The sequence below is a fragment of the Devosia sp. FJ2-5-3 genome (genome assembly GCF_029201545.1).
In the GTDB taxonomy this organism is placed as follows: domain Bacteria; phylum Pseudomonadota; class Alphaproteobacteria; order Rhizobiales; family Devosiaceae; genus Devosia.
This window is the reverse complement of sequence record NZ_CP104007.1, coordinates 1,495,796-1,509,521: the sequence shown is the minus strand read 5'-3', so window position 1 is coordinate 1,509,521 and position 13,726 is coordinate 1,495,796. Positions and strand designations below refer to the sequence as shown.

Below are 13,726 nucleotides of genomic sequence, written 5' to 3'. Positions count from 1 at the left end.
GACCCCGCCATGAACCTCACTCCACGCGAAAAAGACAAATTGCTGATCGCCATGGCGGCCAATGTGGCGCGTCGCCGCCTCGAACGCGGCGTCAAGCTCAACCACCCCGAAGCAATTGCCCTGATTACCGATTTTGTCGTCGAAGGCGCGCGGGACGGCCGCCCCGTGTCCGAGCTGATGGAGGCGGGCGCCCATGTGGTCACCCGCGACCAGGTGATGGAAGGCATCGCCGAGATGATCCACGACGTACAGGTCGAGGCGACTTTCCCAGACGGCACCAAGCTCGTCACCGTTCACCAGCCCATCCGATAGGAACAAGACCATGCTCAAGCGTGCCCTCGTCGCCCTTTCCATCCTTCTTGCTGCGACCTTGCCGGCTTTCGCGCATCTGGACCCGGCCGAACATGGCTCCTTCGCTGCCGGTTTCAGCCATCCGCTTTTCGGCCTCGATCATATCCTCGCCATGGTGGCCGTTGGCCTCTGGGCCGCCCAGCAGGGCGGACGCGCCGTGTGGCTTGTGCCTTCGGCCTTCGTTGGCACCATGGCAATCGGCTTCGCCGTTGCCATCGGCGGCGTGCCCCTGCCCCTCGTCGAGCCGGTCATCCTCGCCTCGGTGGTCTTCATCGGCGTCGCCATCGCCCTCGCCCTTCCCATTCCGACGCTGGCTATTGCCGGGCTCGTCGGCTTTTTCGCCTTCTTCCACGGCCACGCCCATGGCGGCGAACTTGGCGCGGCGGGCGCATGGGAATTCGCCATCGGCTTTATCCTGGCCACCGCCGCGCTCCACGCCGCCGGCATTGCGGCGGGCCTAGGCCTCGCTCGCCTCAGCGGCAAGCTCGTCACCCGCGCTGCCGGGGCCGCCACCGCGATGGGCGGCCTGTGGCTGGCCTTCGGCGCCTGATCGGAGACACAGACAATGATCCCCGGCGAAATCATCCCAAAATCGGGCTCGATCGAACTCAATGTCGGCGCGCCCCAGATCGTTCTGGAAGTGGCCAATACGGGCGACCGACCTATCCAGGTGGGCTCGCATTACCACTTCTTCGAGACCAATGCCGGCCTCCGCTTTGATCGCGACAGGACGCGCGGCATGCGCCTCGATATCGCCGCCGGCACCGCCGTGCGCTTCGAGCCGGGCCAGACCCGCGAAGTCCGCCTCATCCCTATCGGCGGCGACCGGCGGATCTACGGCTTTCGCCAGATGGTCATGGGGCCGCTGTGAACGACGCCCTGGCCCCAGTCAAAAGCCGCAAGCCGGCATGGCATTTTGTGCCAAATGGTGGTTTAAGAACCGCCAGCCAAAACCATTGCCTGGACGCCCATGACGACCGCCCCGACCAAAGAAGCCGAATTCAAGCAGCGCTTTGTTGCCGTCCTGCAGGATCTGCAGGAGGCGGGCGTGCGGGATGGCGAGACCATGGCGCTGATCGGGAGCCTTGCCGCCGAGTTGGCCGCTTCGCTCAACCAGCAGAGCTGGAGCGGGGCGAAATCCGTGATGACCACGGAGACCTACAACGATTTGCTCAAGACCTTCGAGACCAAGGGCAATGGCCATCACCAGGCCGGCCGCATCAAGCAGGCCTATGCCCTCCAGGCGCTCGCGGTTTCCCTGATCGCCGCAACCCAGCGGGCCGATCAAACCATGGCCCAGGGCGAGATGCTGCTCGACGCGATCATCGATCGCTCGGTCGCCATCTACCGCCAGCAGGCGCGGTCCAACCCGAACTAAACCACCCCTCATCGTCAGCCGCCATCGGCCATGCGCGCGCGTCCCATCCGGGGCGGGCGCCAAACCCGTTTGCGCTATCCGTTCTTCACGCCTGCCCCTGATCTTCCGGAGCCGCCATGCCTGCTCAGATTTCCCGCGCCGCCTATGCCGACATGTACGGCCCCACCACGGGCGACAAGGTGCGGCTGGCCGATACCGAGCTCTTCATCGAGGTGGAGAAGGATTTCACCATCTATGGCGAGGAGGTGAAGTTCGGTGGCGGCAAGGTCATCCGCGACGGCATGGGCCAGTCCCAGCGCACCCGCGCTGAAGGCGCTGTCGACACAGTCATCACCAATGCCGTCGTCGTCGACCACACCGGCATCTACAAGGCCGATGTGGGTCTCAAGAACGGCCGTATCGTCGGCATCGGCAAGGCCGGCAATCCCGACACCCAGCCCGGCGTCGATATCATCATTGGCCCCTCGACCGAGGCCATCGCCGGCGAAGGTCGCATTCTGACCGCCGGCGGCATGGACGCCCATATCCATTTCATCGCCCCTCAGCAGATCGAGGAAGCCTTGATGTCGGGCGTCACCACCATGCTCGGTGGCGGCTCCGGCCCCGCCCATGGCACGCTCGCCACCACCTGCACCGGCGCCTGGCACATCGAGCGCATGATCGAGAGTTTTGACGCTTTCCCTATGAACCTCGCCCTTGCCGGCAAGGGCAACACCTCGGTCCCCGCCCCGATCGAGGAAATGATCCTCGCCGGCGCCTCCTGCCTGAAACTGCACGAGGATTGGGGCACCACCCCGGCCGCCATCGACAATTGCCTCGCCGTTGCCGACGACTACGACGTGCAGGTGATGATCCACACCGACACGCTCAACGAAAGCGGCTTCGTTGAGGACACGATCGGCGCCTTCAAGGGCCGCACCATCCACGCCTTCCACACCGAAGGCGCCGGCGGCGGCCACGCCCCTGACATCATCCGCGTCGCGGGCCTGCCCAATGTCATCCCCTCCTCGACCAATCCAACGCGTCCCTACACTCACAACACCATTGCCGAGCATCTCGATATGCTCATGGTCTGCCACCACCTCGACCAGAATATCCCCGAGGACGTGGCCTTTGCCGAAAGCCGCATCCGCAAGGAGACCATCGCGGCCGAAGATATCCTCCATGACATGGGCGCCTTTTCGATCATCTCTTCCGACAGCCAGGCCATGGGCCGCGTCGGCGAAGTTCTGATCCGCACCTGGCAGACCGCCGACAAGATGAAGCGCCAGCGCGGCCCCCTGCCCGAGGAAACCGGCGACAACGACAATTTCCGCGTCCGCCGCTACATCGCCAAATACACCATCAATCCCGCCATCGCCCACGGCATGAGCCAGCACATCGGCTCGGTGGAAGTCGGCAAGCGTGCCGATCTCGTGCTGTGGGATCCTTCCTTTTTCGGCGTGAAGCCCGAAATGGTGCTGATCGGCGGTTCCATTGCCGCCGCCCCGATGGGCGACCCGAACGCGTCGATCCCAACGCCCCAGCCCATGCACTACCGGCCCATGTTCGGCGCCTATGGCAAGCTGGTCAGCCGCTCCTCGGTCACCTTCATCTCCCAGGCGGCTCATGATGCAGGCCTCCGCAATCGTCTCGGTGTCGACAAGGACCTCGTCCCGGTCACCAATACCCGCGGCGGCATCGGCAAGGCGTCGATGAAGTTGAACGCGGCCATGCCCCATATCGAGGTCCATCCCGAGACCTATGAGGTGCGCGCCGATGGCGTGCTCCTCACCTGCGAGCCGGCCACGATCCTGCCGATGGCCCAGCGTTACTTCCTCTTCTAGGCTCACAAACCCTTGCCAGATCGCGTATTCGCCATGATTGTGAGGCCGGTTGGTTCGGGTGCTTCAGCACCCCACCCCAACCAGGAGGAAACACAATGATCATGACAAAACCCTTGCTTGCTCTCGTGGGCATGGTCCTGATTGCGCCGACCATGGCTTGGGCCCAGGCAGAGGACACTGGCCCCGGGCCTGCGACGGCTTCGCGCCCCTCCGTGACGGCCGCCCTCACGCTCACCCTGGAAAGCGCTGGCGACATCGAGCGCACGATCGCGCTCTATCAGTGCGAAAGCGGGGAAACCCTGGCCGTTCAATATATCAATGCCGCCCCGAACTTCCTCGCCATCGTGCCGGTGGAGGGCGAGAACTACATCTTCGCCACGACGATTTCGGGTTCTGGTGCGCGATATGTCTCCGGCCCCTATGAATGGTGGAGCCACCAGGGCGAAGGCACCCTTCGCGATATGATGCAGGATGAGGACGCAGAGCCGCTGGCCACCTGCACCGCCTCGTCCAACACGCCCTAGCGCCGGAGCCGCCGATGGTTGACACCTCCCAGCATGTGGAATTCTTTTCACATGCTCGCATCGTGATCGGCATGATTATCGGCCTTGGCATCACCCGCACGCTTCTGACCTTCGCCAATATCATGCAGCATCCGCACGTCTACAATCGGTCGGTGCTGCACTTGCTCTGGCTCAGCTCGATGCTCGTCGAGCTGACCCTGTTCTGGTACGGACATTTCGACCTGATCGAGATTGCCGACTGGCCCTTTGGCCTGTTCATGTTCTTCAACAGCTACGCCATCGTTCTCTTCCTGCTCGTGGCGCTGCTGTCGCCCGACCGGAGCGAGGAATATGCTGGCTACGAAGGTTTCTTCATCAAGCGCCGTCACTGGTTCTTTGGGCTCCTGGCCCTGACCATGGTGCTCGATATCTTTGACAGCTTCTTCATGTACCAACAGGAAGGGATCGACCTCTACGATCTGGTCCCGGCACTGTTCTTCCTGCCACTGTGCGTCATGGGCTGGTACATCCCAAAAAAGCACGTCCAATATGCCATCGTGACGGCCCATTGCACCTATCTGGTGGTGATGATTGGCCTCTTTTCCTTCGAGATTATCTAGTCCCCATGCACTCAGTCATCGCCATCCACGCCGCTGCAGACCGGAACGCTGTACCGCTCGACACGATCACCCTCGATCATGACGAACGCCGCGTGCGCCGTAAGCTCTTGCGCGGCGCCAATGGCACCGAAATCCTGCTGGACCTGCCGCAGGCGACCACGCTCGACCACGGCCAATGGCTCGAGCTCGACACCGGCGGATTAGTCCAGATCATTGCCGCCCCGGAGCTGCTGTACGAAATTCGCGCCCGGGACACTGCCCACCTCATCCGCCTCGCCTGGCATATCGGCAACCGCCATACGCCGGCCCAGCTCGATGAGCATCGCATTCTTATCAAGCGCGACCATGTCCTCAAGACCATGCTCGAGGGCCTCGGCGCTAACGTCACCAATGCGACAGAACCATTCTTTGCCGAGCACGGCGCCTATCACAGCCACAACCACGCCGATGGCGGGCACGCCTTGCTCGCCCGCCCATGAGCGCCGCGCTGCAAAAACTGTTGACCTGGCTCTCCCCGGCCTTTCCGGTTGGCGCCTTCGCCTGGTCTGCCGGGCTCGAAACCGCGATTGTCGATGGTCGCGTGGGGGATCGCGCCAGCGCCGAGAACTGGATTGCCGGCAGCCTCCACCATGGCGGCCTGCGCAATGACGCAATCCTCCTCGCCCATGCGCACCGGCAGGCAGCCAACGGCCCGGACCTGGCCGAATTGGCCGATCTCTGCCTGGCCCTCACCCCATCCAGCGAACGGCATGCCGAAACGCTGCAGACCGGCCGCGCCTTCATCCAGGCGAGTGCCGCCTGGCCCAGCTCCAACCCGCCGACTCTGCCGGACGTCTGCCCCTATCCCATCGCGATCGGGGCCATTTCTTCCAGCCACGGCATCGACGCCTATTCGACGCTGCTCGCCTACCTCACCGCCGGCGTCCACGGGCAGGTTTCCGTTGCCGTCCGTCTCGTGCCGATCGGCCAGACAGACGGCCTCTCCATCATGGCCGCGTTGGAGCCAGAAATCGCTGAGATTGCCGAACTTTGTCTCGGTGCGACACTAGACGACATTGGCAGTGTCGCTTATGGCGCTGATATCGCCCAGATGAAGCACGAAACCCTGGCGACGAGGATTTTCCGATCATGAGCATGCTGATTGCCGCCTTCGTCTGTATCGCTCTGCTGACGATCTCCATCGCCCATTTTGTGTGGGGCTTCGGCTTCACATGGCCATTGCGGGATCGCAAACTGCTGGCCCAGACCGTCGTCGGCTTCACCGGCATCGAGAAAATGCCCAACCGCCTTATCACCCTGGCCATCGCCGCAATCTCGTTCTACGGCTCGATGATCGCGCTCGCCATCGCCGACCATGACGGCGGCGGCGTGGCGCTTAATGTCGTTGGCGGCCTGATCGGCGCGATCTTCCTCGCACGCGGCGTCATCGGCTACACGCCGCAATGGCAGGCGATGACCGCCGAACCGATTTTCCGCCTCAACGACCGCCGGGTCTATTCGCCGATCTGCCTCTTCATCGGCCTCGGCTTTTTCACCCTTATCGTCCTTCGCCTCCTCTAACGCCCGGAGTCCCACATGTCCAAGAGCCTCAACGGTCCCCTGCGTATCGGCATTGGTGGGCCGGTTGGCTCGGGCAAGACCACGCTATGCGAAATGCTGCTCAAGGCCATGCGGGATCGCTATTCCATGGCCGTGGTCACCAACGATATCTACACCAAGGAAGACGCGCTCATCCTCTCTCGGGTGCAGGCGATCTCCGAAGACCGCATTGTCGGCGTTGAGACCGGCGGCTGCCCACACACCGCAATCCGCGAGGACGCGTCGCTGAACCTGGCGGCCATTGACGATCTCAACCGCAAATTCCCCGATCTCGACATCATCCTGATCGAGAGCGGCGGCGACAATCTGGCGGCGACTTTCTCGCCTGACCTCGCTGACGTGACCATCTATGTCATCTCGGTCGCCCAGGGCGAAAAGATCCCGCGCAAGGGCGGACCCGCCATTTCGCGCTCCGACCTCCTCGTCATCACCCATACCGATCTCGCGCCTTATGTCGGCGCCAGCCTCGAAGTCATGGAGAGCGACACGCAAAAAATCCGCGATGGCCGGCCCTATGTCTTTACCGACCTGCTGCGGCGCGAAAGCCTAGACCAGATCATCGGCTTTATCGAAAAGCATGGCGGCTTTATCGCCGAGGCGGCCGAGTAAGTGAGCCATCTGCGGCTGCGCAAGTGCCTTTCCGGTCCGATCGAGGCGCCGACTTGGCCCGCAGGCATACGCCCCGTCGAACTCGCAGCGACCGAGCCGCGCCAGGCTCATGCTGTGCTGGACGAGGCCTTCCCTGGCCTCGTTGCCCCCTTTGCCGACTGGCACGGCAATCTTACCGCCGACAGCGAATATGACCCGAGCCTCTGCGTTGCCGCAATGGCCGATGGTGGCGAGATCGCCGGCTTCATCCAGTGCTGGACCAGCGATTTCATCAAGGATCTCGCCGTCGCGCCGGGCTTCCGGGGCCGGGGCATCGGTGCCGCCCTGCTGGCGCACGCCTTCGGCCTTTTCGCCGGACGCGGCGCCGGCCATGTCGACCTCAAGGTTGAACCCGACAACGCCCCCGCCCGCCGCCTCTATGCGCGGCTCGGCATGGTGGAAATCACCGACTAGCGCTCAGGCCGCGGCCGCACCAGAGCCACCACCGAACGTGGGGGCAATGTCGCCGTGCCCGGAGTAAGCACAAGGCTGCCCGTCTCGTCCGAGACGATCCCGACGGCCCAATCCCCCTCCGGCAGATGCGCTACCACCGGCTCGATCCGGCGGTTGAACCAGACGATGACCTCATCATCCTTGTGCCGGAGATGGGCGCCAAGGACTGAGGCGGCCGGATCGTTCCAGTCGCCTTCGGACATCTCCCGTCCATCCGGATGCAGCCACACGACGTCCCGCACCCCGTGGTGATCGCGCCCCGTCAGCCAGTGGTCATGCGTGATCGCCGGGTGGGCCTTGCGAAAGGCGATGAGCCCTGCGGTGAGCTCGACGATCCCCTCGTCCACCCCGCCCCAGTCGAGCCAGGTGATCTCATTGTCCTGCGCATAGGCATTGTTATTGCCCCTCTGCGTGCGGAACATTTCGTCGCCCTGCTGCATCAGTGGCGTGCCGCGCGACAAAAACAGCGTGGCCAGCAGCGCCTTCACGTCGCGCTTGCGGGCTCCAACAATCGCCTCGTCTGTGCTCTCGCCCTCAACCCCGCAGTTCCACGAGTAATTCGCGTCGTGGCCATCGCGGTTCTCTTCGCCATTGGCTTCATTGTGCTTGTGGCTGTAGCTGACAAGATCGCGCAGGGTGAACCCGTCATGCACGGCCAGGAAATTGACGCCGTGGGCCGGCTTCCGCCCATCGCGGTCGAAGATCTCCGATGAACCGGCGATCTTGCCGGCCAGCGACCCGATCCGCCCACTCTGCCCCTGCCAGAACGCCCGGACCTCATCGCGATATGTATCGTTGTGCTCGTAGAACTCCCGCCCGAACTGTCCCAACGCATAACCACCCGGCCCCGGATCCCAGGGCTCGGCGACGAGGATGCATTGGCTGAGCACGGGATCTTGCTTGATCAGGCGGATCATTTCCGCATCGGGGTTGAACCCCGGCTCACGCCCCAGAATGGTGGCCAGGTCAAAGCGGAACCCGGAAACCCCGCCCTCCTCGACAAAATATCGCAGGCTCTCGATCACCAGTCTCTGCACCGCCGGATGATCGCACCGCAGCGTATTGCCTGTGCCGGCATCATTCACCAGAACCTGTCGCCCATCGACGGGCACGAAGCGATAGTAGCTGTGCGGATCGAGCCCCATCATGCTGACGATGGGCCCTTCGGCGTCGCTCTCCCCGGTATGGTTGTAGACCACGTCGAGGATCACCGAAATTCCGGCCTTGCGATAGGCATCGGTCATCGCCCGCAATTCGCCTATGCCACTGGGGGCAAGGCGCGGATCGAGCGCGAAATAGGCAATCGGATTGTAGCCCCAGGCATTGGCAAGGCCGAGCGGCGGCAAATGACGCTCATCGATCCACGCCGCAATGGGCATCAACTGTACGGTGTCGATCCCGACGCGCTTCAGATGCTCGATGACCGGCTTTGCTTTCAGCCCTTCCGCGGTTCCCCGCAGACGCTCGGCCACGTCGGGATGACGCTTGGTGTAGCCGCGCACATTAAGCTCGTAAAAATTGCCGGGCGCCTTCTTCCGCGGATTGGCTGGTGCCTGCGCCGCCCCCGGCACGATGGCCTTTGGCACAAGAGAAGCGGTGTCGAAATTGGCCTCTCGCGGCATCCGCAGGCGCGGCGAATAGACGAACCTCCGATCCAGCTGGCGCGCATAGGGATCGACCAGCAATTTAGCCGGATCGAAGTAGAACCCCTGCTCGGGGTCATAGGCGCCGTCCGCCCGCAGGCCATAACGTGCTCCCGGGCCAATGCCGGTGATGAAACCGGCAAAGATATTCTCCGCCCGCACATCCAACTGATAACGGCCGATCTCTCGATCATTGAGGTCGAAAAGACAGACCCAGATGGCCTGAGCCGCTTCCGAATAGACGGCAAAATTCACCCCACCCGAGACGGGTGTGGCGCCGAGTTGGGTGATCGTCCCGGCGCCGGGCACATTGTGGATAGTCATTAATTCATGCCTAGGTGATGACGCTCGGCGTTGGGCGGCCGGTGCGCGCCTTTGTGCCCGCCAACTGTTCGGCGATCGCGATCAGCGGTGCGAGTGCTTCCTGCGTCTCGAGGTCATGGTCGCCGTCGGCGGGCACATAGCGCTCAAGATAGAGCCGCAATGTCGCCCCCACCGTGCCCGTGCCCGAAAGGCGGAGGACAATACGCGATCCATCGACGAAACCGATGCGAATGCCCTGCTTGGCACTGGTCGAGCCATCCACCGGGTCGTGATAGGTGAAATCATCGGCATAGGCGACTTCCATGCCGCCCAGCACCTGCCCCGGCAAGCTCGGCAATCGCCCGCGCAGATCGTCCACCAAGGCATTGGCAATGGCGGCATCGACCTCTTCATAGTCGTGCCGCGTGTAATAATTCCGGCCGTAGATCTTCCAGTGCTCGCGCACGATCGCGTCGACGCCCTGCTTGCGCACGGCCAGGATATTGAGCCAGAGCAGCACGGCCCAGAGCCCGTCCTTTTCGCGCACATGGTTCGACCCGGTGCCCGCGCTTTCCTCGCCACAGATCGTCACTCGGCCGGCGTCGAGCAGATTGCCGAAGAACTTCCAGCCGGTCGGGGTCTCGTGCATTTCGATGCCGAGTTTTTCCGCCACCCGGTCCGCTGCCGCGCTGGTCGGCATGGAGCGGGCAATCCCGGCAATGCCCTTGCTGTAGCCGGGCGCAAGATGCGCATTGGCGGCCAGCAGCGCCAGCGAGTCCGATGGCGTCACGAAGCGGTTCTTGCCGATGATCAGGTTGCGGTCGCCATCCCCATCCGAGGCAGCGCCGAAATCCGGGCCATCCGCCGTCATCAGCAGATCATACATATCCTTGCAGTAGACGAGGTTTGGGTCCGGATGCCCGTCATTGAACGAGGGCGAGGGCTCGCCATTGATCACCGTGCCCTTGGGTGCGCCCAGCATGTCCTCGAGGATCTTGTGCGCATAAGGCCCGGTAACGGCGCTCATCGCGTCAAAAGTCATCCGGAAACCGCCCGCGAACAGCGCCCGGATCGCGTCGAAATCGAACAGGGACTGCATCAACTCGGCATAGTCGCTGACCGGGTCGATCACCTCGACCACCATGTCGCCGACCGTCTGCGTGCCGACAGCGCCCAGATCGATATCAGGCGTCTCCAGCGTCTTGTAGCTGTCGATTACTTTCGAGCGCGCATAGACCGCATCGGTGATCTTTTCCGGCGCCGGACCGCCATTGCCGACATTGTATTTGATGCCGAAATCGCCTTCCGGTCCGCCCGGATTATGGCTGGCCGACAGCACCAGCCCGCCGAACGCCTTGTATTTGCGGATGATATTGCTGGCGGCGGGGGTCGACAGAATTCCCCCCTGCCCGACCATCACCTTGCCGAACCCGTTGGCTGCAGCAATGCGGATGGCTTTCTGGATGGCCACATCATTGTAATAGCGACCATCGCCACCGATCACCAGGATTTGGCCCGCGAAGCCCTCAAGACTGTCGAAAATCGACTGGATGAAGTTCTCGACATAGTTCGGCTGCTGGTAAACCGACACCCGCTTGCGCAGGCCGGACGTACCGGGCTTCTGGTCGCTATAGGGGGTGGTGCTAATTGTCACGGTCATGGCGGTCCAATCCGATCAGCGAGGCATAAAGCTGGGCATATTGTGCGGCGCTGGCTTGCCAACTCACATCCGATTTCATCCCGCGCTTTTGCATCTTCTTCCATAGTTTTTGGTCGGCATAGAGCGACAGCACGCGCCTGATCGCGTCGGCAAGTGCAGCTTCATTCGGTGGAGCGAACTGCACGCCTGTCGCCACTTCCGCCTGCAACGCGGCCACATTGGCGTCGATGACGGTATCATCAAGCCCACCGACTCGGCTCACCAGGGGAATGGCGCCGTAGCGCAAGGCATAAAGCTGGGTCAGCCCGCAGGGCTCAAAGCGCGACGGCACCAGTACGACGTCGCCGCCCCCCTGCAGCAGATGGCTCAGCTCCTCATTGTACCCGGTCACCAGCCCGACCTGTCCCGGATGGCGCATGGCAGCGCCCCGGACCGCGTTCTCGAGTTCGGCCTCGCCCGATCCGAGCACGGCCAATTGCCCGCCTGCGGCCACGATCATGTCGATGCATGCGGCCAGAAGGTCGATGCCCTTCTGCCAGGTCAGCCGGCTGACCACGACAAAAAGTGGCCCGTCGCTCGGCTCCAGGCCGAACCTCTCCCGCAACGCGGCCTTGTTTTCGTCGCGATGGTGCAGCGAATTGGCCGTGTAATTCCGCACCAGCGCCTTGTCGGTCGCCGGGTCCCAGGCATTCATGTCGATGCCGTTGAGGACGCCGAATACCGTGTCGGACCTATTGGCAAGCAAACCATCGAGCCCCATGCCAAAGGCCGGTGTCCGGATTTCCGTGGCGTAGGTGGGGCTGACTGTGGTCACGACATCCGCGCATTCCACCCCGGCCTTGAGGTAGCCCACTCCGCCGTAATATTCGACACCTTCGACGGAGAATGCGTGCGGCGGCAGTCGCAATTGAGCAAAGATATCAGCGCTGTATGTGCCCTGAAAGGCCATGTTGTGGACGGTCATGACCGTCTTCAGCGTCGCCGACGGCCCATATTTCACATAGGCCGGCACAAGGCCCGCCTGCCAGTCATGGGCATGGATGATCTGCGGCTGATAGCCTTCCACCAGCCCCAGTCCCAATTCGGACGCCACCCAGCTCAGCGCTGCAAACCGTTTCCAATTGTCGGGCCAGTCCCAACCTTCCGGCCCGACATAGGGGTTCCCGGGTCGGTCATAGAGCGGCGGCACGTCCAGCACGATGAGGTCGAGCCCCTCCACCCGGCCGGCTATCAACCGCCCGCGAAAGCCGAACAAATCTTCGAACTGCGCGACCTCGCGGCCCCCTGTGAGCTTGGTGAGAACTGCCGGATAGCCGGGCACGAGGGTGCGCATCGTCACCCCGGTTTCGGCCAGCGCCAAAGGCAGGGCGCCGGCCACATCGGCCAGCCCACCCGTCTTGATCAGGGGATAGACTTCCGAGGCAACGGATAGAACCTCGATCATCTGTCGGCCAGGTACCGATTGATCATGGCCTGCGTTATCAGTGTCACCCCGTCCTCCGTCCGCCGGAACCATTTGGCATCGAATTCAGGGTCTTCGCCCACGACCAGCCCCTCGGGCACGCTGACGCCGCGGTCGATCACCACCTTCTTCAGCCGGGCGCTGCGCCCGATATCGCAATAGGGCAGGACCACCGCCTCTTCCAGCACCGAATAGGAATGCACCCGGCTGCCTGTGGACAGCAATGTGCGCTGCAAGTGGCCGCCCGAAATGATGCAATCGCCGGACACCAGCGAGTTCACCGCCGAGCCGCGTCTTCCGTCGAAATCATGGACGAATTTGGCCGGCGGCGTGATCTCGGCATAAGTCCAGATCGGCCAGTCGCGGTCATAGAGGTCGAGTTGCGGGTTGATGTCGGTGAGGTCGATATTGGCCTTCCAATAGGCATCCACCGTGCCCACGTCGCGCCAATAGGCGACGCTCTCATTGCTGGAGCGCACGCAGGAGCGCGTGAACCGATGCGCCCAGGCCGTGCCGTTCTTGACGATATAGGGAATGATGTCCTTGCCGAAATCGCGGCTCGAGCCTTCCGTCGCCGCGTCCCGGCGCAATTGCTCCATCAGGAAGCGCGTCTCGAACACGTAAATGCCCATAGAGGCCAGCGCCGTATCCGGACGATCCGGAATGCCCGGCGGATCCTTGGGCTTTTCGACGAAATCGATCACCCGGTCGCGCCCATCCACATGCATCACGCCAAAGGCCGAGGCCTCCTTGCGCGGCACTTCAAGGCAGCCGATCGTCACGTCCGCGCCCGTGTCCACATGCTGGCGGAGCATGATTTCGTAGTCCATCTTGTAGATATGGTCGCCAGCCAGGATGACGATGTAGCGGGCGCCATAATCCTCGATGATGTCCATGTTCTGGAACACGGCGTCGGCCGTGCCGGCATACCACATGTCCTCGGCGACGCGCTGGCTCGCGGGCAAGACATCGAAGCTCTCGTTACGTTCTTGCCGCAGAAAGTTCCAGCCGCGCGACAGATGACGGATCAGGCTGTGCGCCTGGTATTGCGTCGCCACGGAAATGCGGCGGATGCCCGAATTGATCGCATTGGACAGCGCGAAATCGATAATGCGCGACTTCCCCCCGAAATAGACGGCCGGCTTGGCGCGCCGATCGGTCAGCTCCATCAGGCGCGTTCCGCGTCCCCCGGCCAGCACATAGGCCATCGCCTCGCGGGCCAATGGCGATGGCACCCTGTAATCAGCCATTTATTTCCCTCCACCTCGCCCGGCTCCCCC

The 13,726-nt window shown here is 63.0% G+C and carries 16 protein-coding genes; 12 read left to right on the top strand and 4 right to left on the bottom strand.

What is annotated here, in order from left to right:
* The first annotated feature begins 9 nt into the window (after nt 1-9).
* From N0P34_RS07265 to N0P34_RS07210, 12 genes are all read left to right on the top strand, one after another.
* Entirely contained in the window at nt 10-312 is a 303-nt protein-coding gene (locus N0P34_RS07265; protein WP_275606349.1) for an urease subunit gamma, read from the top strand.
* A gap of 10 nt (nt 313-322) precedes the next feature.
* Nucleotides 323-901 (top strand): HupE/UreJ family protein, encoded by a 579-nt coding sequence (locus tag N0P34_RS07260; RefSeq protein ID WP_275606348.1) that lies wholly within the window; start codon nt 323-325, stop codon nt 899-901.
* A 15-nt stretch (nt 902-916) separates the two neighbouring features.
* Nucleotides 917-1,222 carry an urease subunit beta gene (locus N0P34_RS07255; RefSeq protein WP_275606347.1) on the top strand — a complete coding sequence of 102 codons (306 nt, stop codon included), beginning with the start codon at nt 917-919 and terminating at the stop codon, nt 1,220-1,222.
* A 99-nt stretch (nt 1,223-1,321) separates the two neighbouring features.
* The gene (locus N0P34_RS07250) at nt 1,322-1,729 is read left to right on the top strand and encodes a hypothetical protein (RefSeq protein ID WP_275606346.1); all 408 of its coding nucleotides are present in this window, start codon (nt 1,322-1,324) and stop codon (nt 1,727-1,729) included.
* A gap of 116 nt (nt 1,730-1,845) precedes the next feature.
* Nucleotides 1,846-3,555, top strand: a complete 1,710-nt coding sequence (gene ureC, locus N0P34_RS07245; protein WP_275606345.1) for an urease subunit alpha — start codon at nt 1,846-1,848, stop codon at nt 3,553-3,555.
* A gap of 95 nt (nt 3,556-3,650) precedes the next feature.
* Nucleotides 3,651-4,079, top strand: coding sequence for an MliC family protein (locus N0P34_RS07240; protein WP_275606344.1), 429 nt, complete (start codon nt 3,651-3,653; stop codon nt 4,077-4,079).
* A gap of 14 nt (nt 4,080-4,093) precedes the next feature.
* The gene (locus N0P34_RS07235) at nt 4,094-4,678 is read left to right on the top strand and encodes a hypothetical protein (RefSeq protein WP_275606343.1); all 585 of its coding nucleotides are present in this window, start codon (nt 4,094-4,096) and stop codon (nt 4,676-4,678) included.
* 5 nt (nt 4,679-4,683) lie between these two features.
* Entirely contained in the window at nt 4,684-5,157 is a 474-nt protein-coding gene (locus N0P34_RS07230) for an urease accessory protein UreE (RefSeq protein WP_275606342.1), read from the top strand.
* Nucleotides 5,158-5,177: 20 nt separating this feature from the next.
* Nucleotides 5,178-5,810, top strand: coding sequence for an urease accessory protein UreF (locus N0P34_RS07225; protein ID WP_275606341.1), 633 nt, complete (start codon nt 5,178-5,180; stop codon nt 5,808-5,810).
* Nucleotides 5,807-6,238 (top strand): DUF3995 domain-containing protein, encoded by a 432-nt coding sequence (locus N0P34_RS07220; RefSeq protein WP_275606340.1) that lies wholly within the window; start codon nt 5,807-5,809, stop codon nt 6,236-6,238. Before N0P34_RS07225 ends, N0P34_RS07220 begins: the two co-directional genes overlap by 4 nt.
* A 15-nt stretch (nt 6,239-6,253) precedes the next feature.
* Nucleotides 6,254-6,886, top strand: a complete 633-nt coding sequence (ureG, locus tag N0P34_RS07215) for an urease accessory protein UreG (RefSeq protein WP_275606339.1) — start codon at nt 6,254-6,256, stop codon at nt 6,884-6,886.
* Nucleotides 6,887-7,339, top strand: a complete 453-nt coding sequence (locus N0P34_RS07210) for a GNAT family N-acetyltransferase (protein ID WP_275606338.1) — start codon at nt 6,887-6,889, stop codon at nt 7,337-7,339.
* Here the strand turns inward: N0P34_RS07210 and glgX are convergent.
* The 4 genes from glgX to glgC are packed head-to-tail and all read right to left on the bottom strand — an operon-like array spanning nt 7,336 to nt 13,696.
* Nucleotides 7,336-9,345 (bottom strand): glycogen debranching protein GlgX, encoded by a 2,010-nt coding sequence (glgX, locus tag N0P34_RS07205; RefSeq protein WP_275606337.1) that lies wholly within the window; start codon nt 9,343-9,345, stop codon nt 7,336-7,338. The two genes, N0P34_RS07210 and glgX, sit on opposite strands and share 4 nt — an antisense overlap.
* 10 nt (nt 9,346-9,355) lie before the next feature.
* Nucleotides 9,356-10,984, bottom strand: a complete 1,629-nt coding sequence (locus N0P34_RS07200) for an alpha-D-glucose phosphate-specific phosphoglucomutase (protein WP_275606336.1) — start codon at nt 10,982-10,984, stop codon at nt 9,356-9,358.
* The gene (glgA, locus tag N0P34_RS07195) at nt 10,968-12,425 is read right to left on the bottom strand and encodes a glycogen synthase GlgA (RefSeq protein ID WP_275606939.1); all 1,458 of its coding nucleotides are present in this window, start codon (nt 12,423-12,425) and stop codon (nt 10,968-10,970) included. The genes N0P34_RS07200 and glgA overlap by 17 nt, the downstream gene beginning before the upstream one ends.
* On the bottom strand, nt 12,425-13,696 hold the full coding sequence (glgC, locus tag N0P34_RS07190; protein WP_275606335.1) for a glucose-1-phosphate adenylyltransferase: 1,272 nt from the start codon (nt 13,694-13,696) through the stop codon (nt 12,425-12,427). Before glgC ends, glgA begins: the two co-directional genes overlap by 1 nt.
* Nucleotides 13,697-13,726 lie beyond the last annotated feature (30 nt).

Bases quoted from the DNA above. Each gene is read 5' to 3' on its own strand.
- N0P34_RS07265 (WP_275606349.1), top strand. From the start codon at position 10: ATGAACCTCACTCCACGCGAAAAAGACAAATTGCTGATCGCCATGGCG.
- N0P34_RS07260 (WP_275606348.1), top strand. From the start codon at position 323: ATGCTCAAGCGTGCCCTCGTCGCCCTTTCCATCCTTCTTGCTGCGACC.
- N0P34_RS07255 (WP_275606347.1), top strand. From the start codon at position 917: ATGATCCCCGGCGAAATCATCCCAAAATCGGGCTCGATCGAACTCAAT.
- N0P34_RS07250 (WP_275606346.1), top strand. From the start codon at position 1,322: ATGACGACCGCCCCGACCAAAGAAGCCGAATTCAAGCAGCGCTTTGTT.
- ureC (WP_275606345.1), top strand. From the start codon at position 1,846: ATGCCTGCTCAGATTTCCCGCGCCGCCTATGCCGACATGTACGGCCCC.
- N0P34_RS07240 (WP_275606344.1), top strand. From the start codon at position 3,651: ATGATCATGACAAAACCCTTGCTTGCTCTCGTGGGCATGGTCCTGATT.
- N0P34_RS07235 (WP_275606343.1), top strand. From the start codon at position 4,094: ATGGTTGACACCTCCCAGCATGTGGAATTCTTTTCACATGCTCGCATC.
- N0P34_RS07230 (WP_275606342.1), top strand. From the start codon at position 4,684: ATGCACTCAGTCATCGCCATCCACGCCGCTGCAGACCGGAACGCTGTA.
- N0P34_RS07220 (WP_275606340.1), top strand. From the start codon at position 5,807: ATGAGCATGCTGATTGCCGCCTTCGTCTGTATCGCTCTGCTGACGATC.
- ureG (WP_275606339.1), top strand. From the start codon at position 6,254: ATGTCCAAGAGCCTCAACGGTCCCCTGCGTATCGGCATTGGTGGGCCG.
- glgX (WP_275606337.1), bottom strand. From the start codon at position 9,345: ATGACTATCCACAATGTGCCCGGCGCCGGGACGATCACCCAACTCGGC.
- N0P34_RS07200 (WP_275606336.1), bottom strand. From the start codon at position 10,984: ATGACCGTGACAATTAGCACCACCCCCTATAGCGACCAGAAGCCCGGT.
- glgC (WP_275606335.1), bottom strand. From the start codon at position 13,696: ATGGCTGATTACAGGGTGCCATCGCCATTGGCCCGCGAGGCGATGGCC.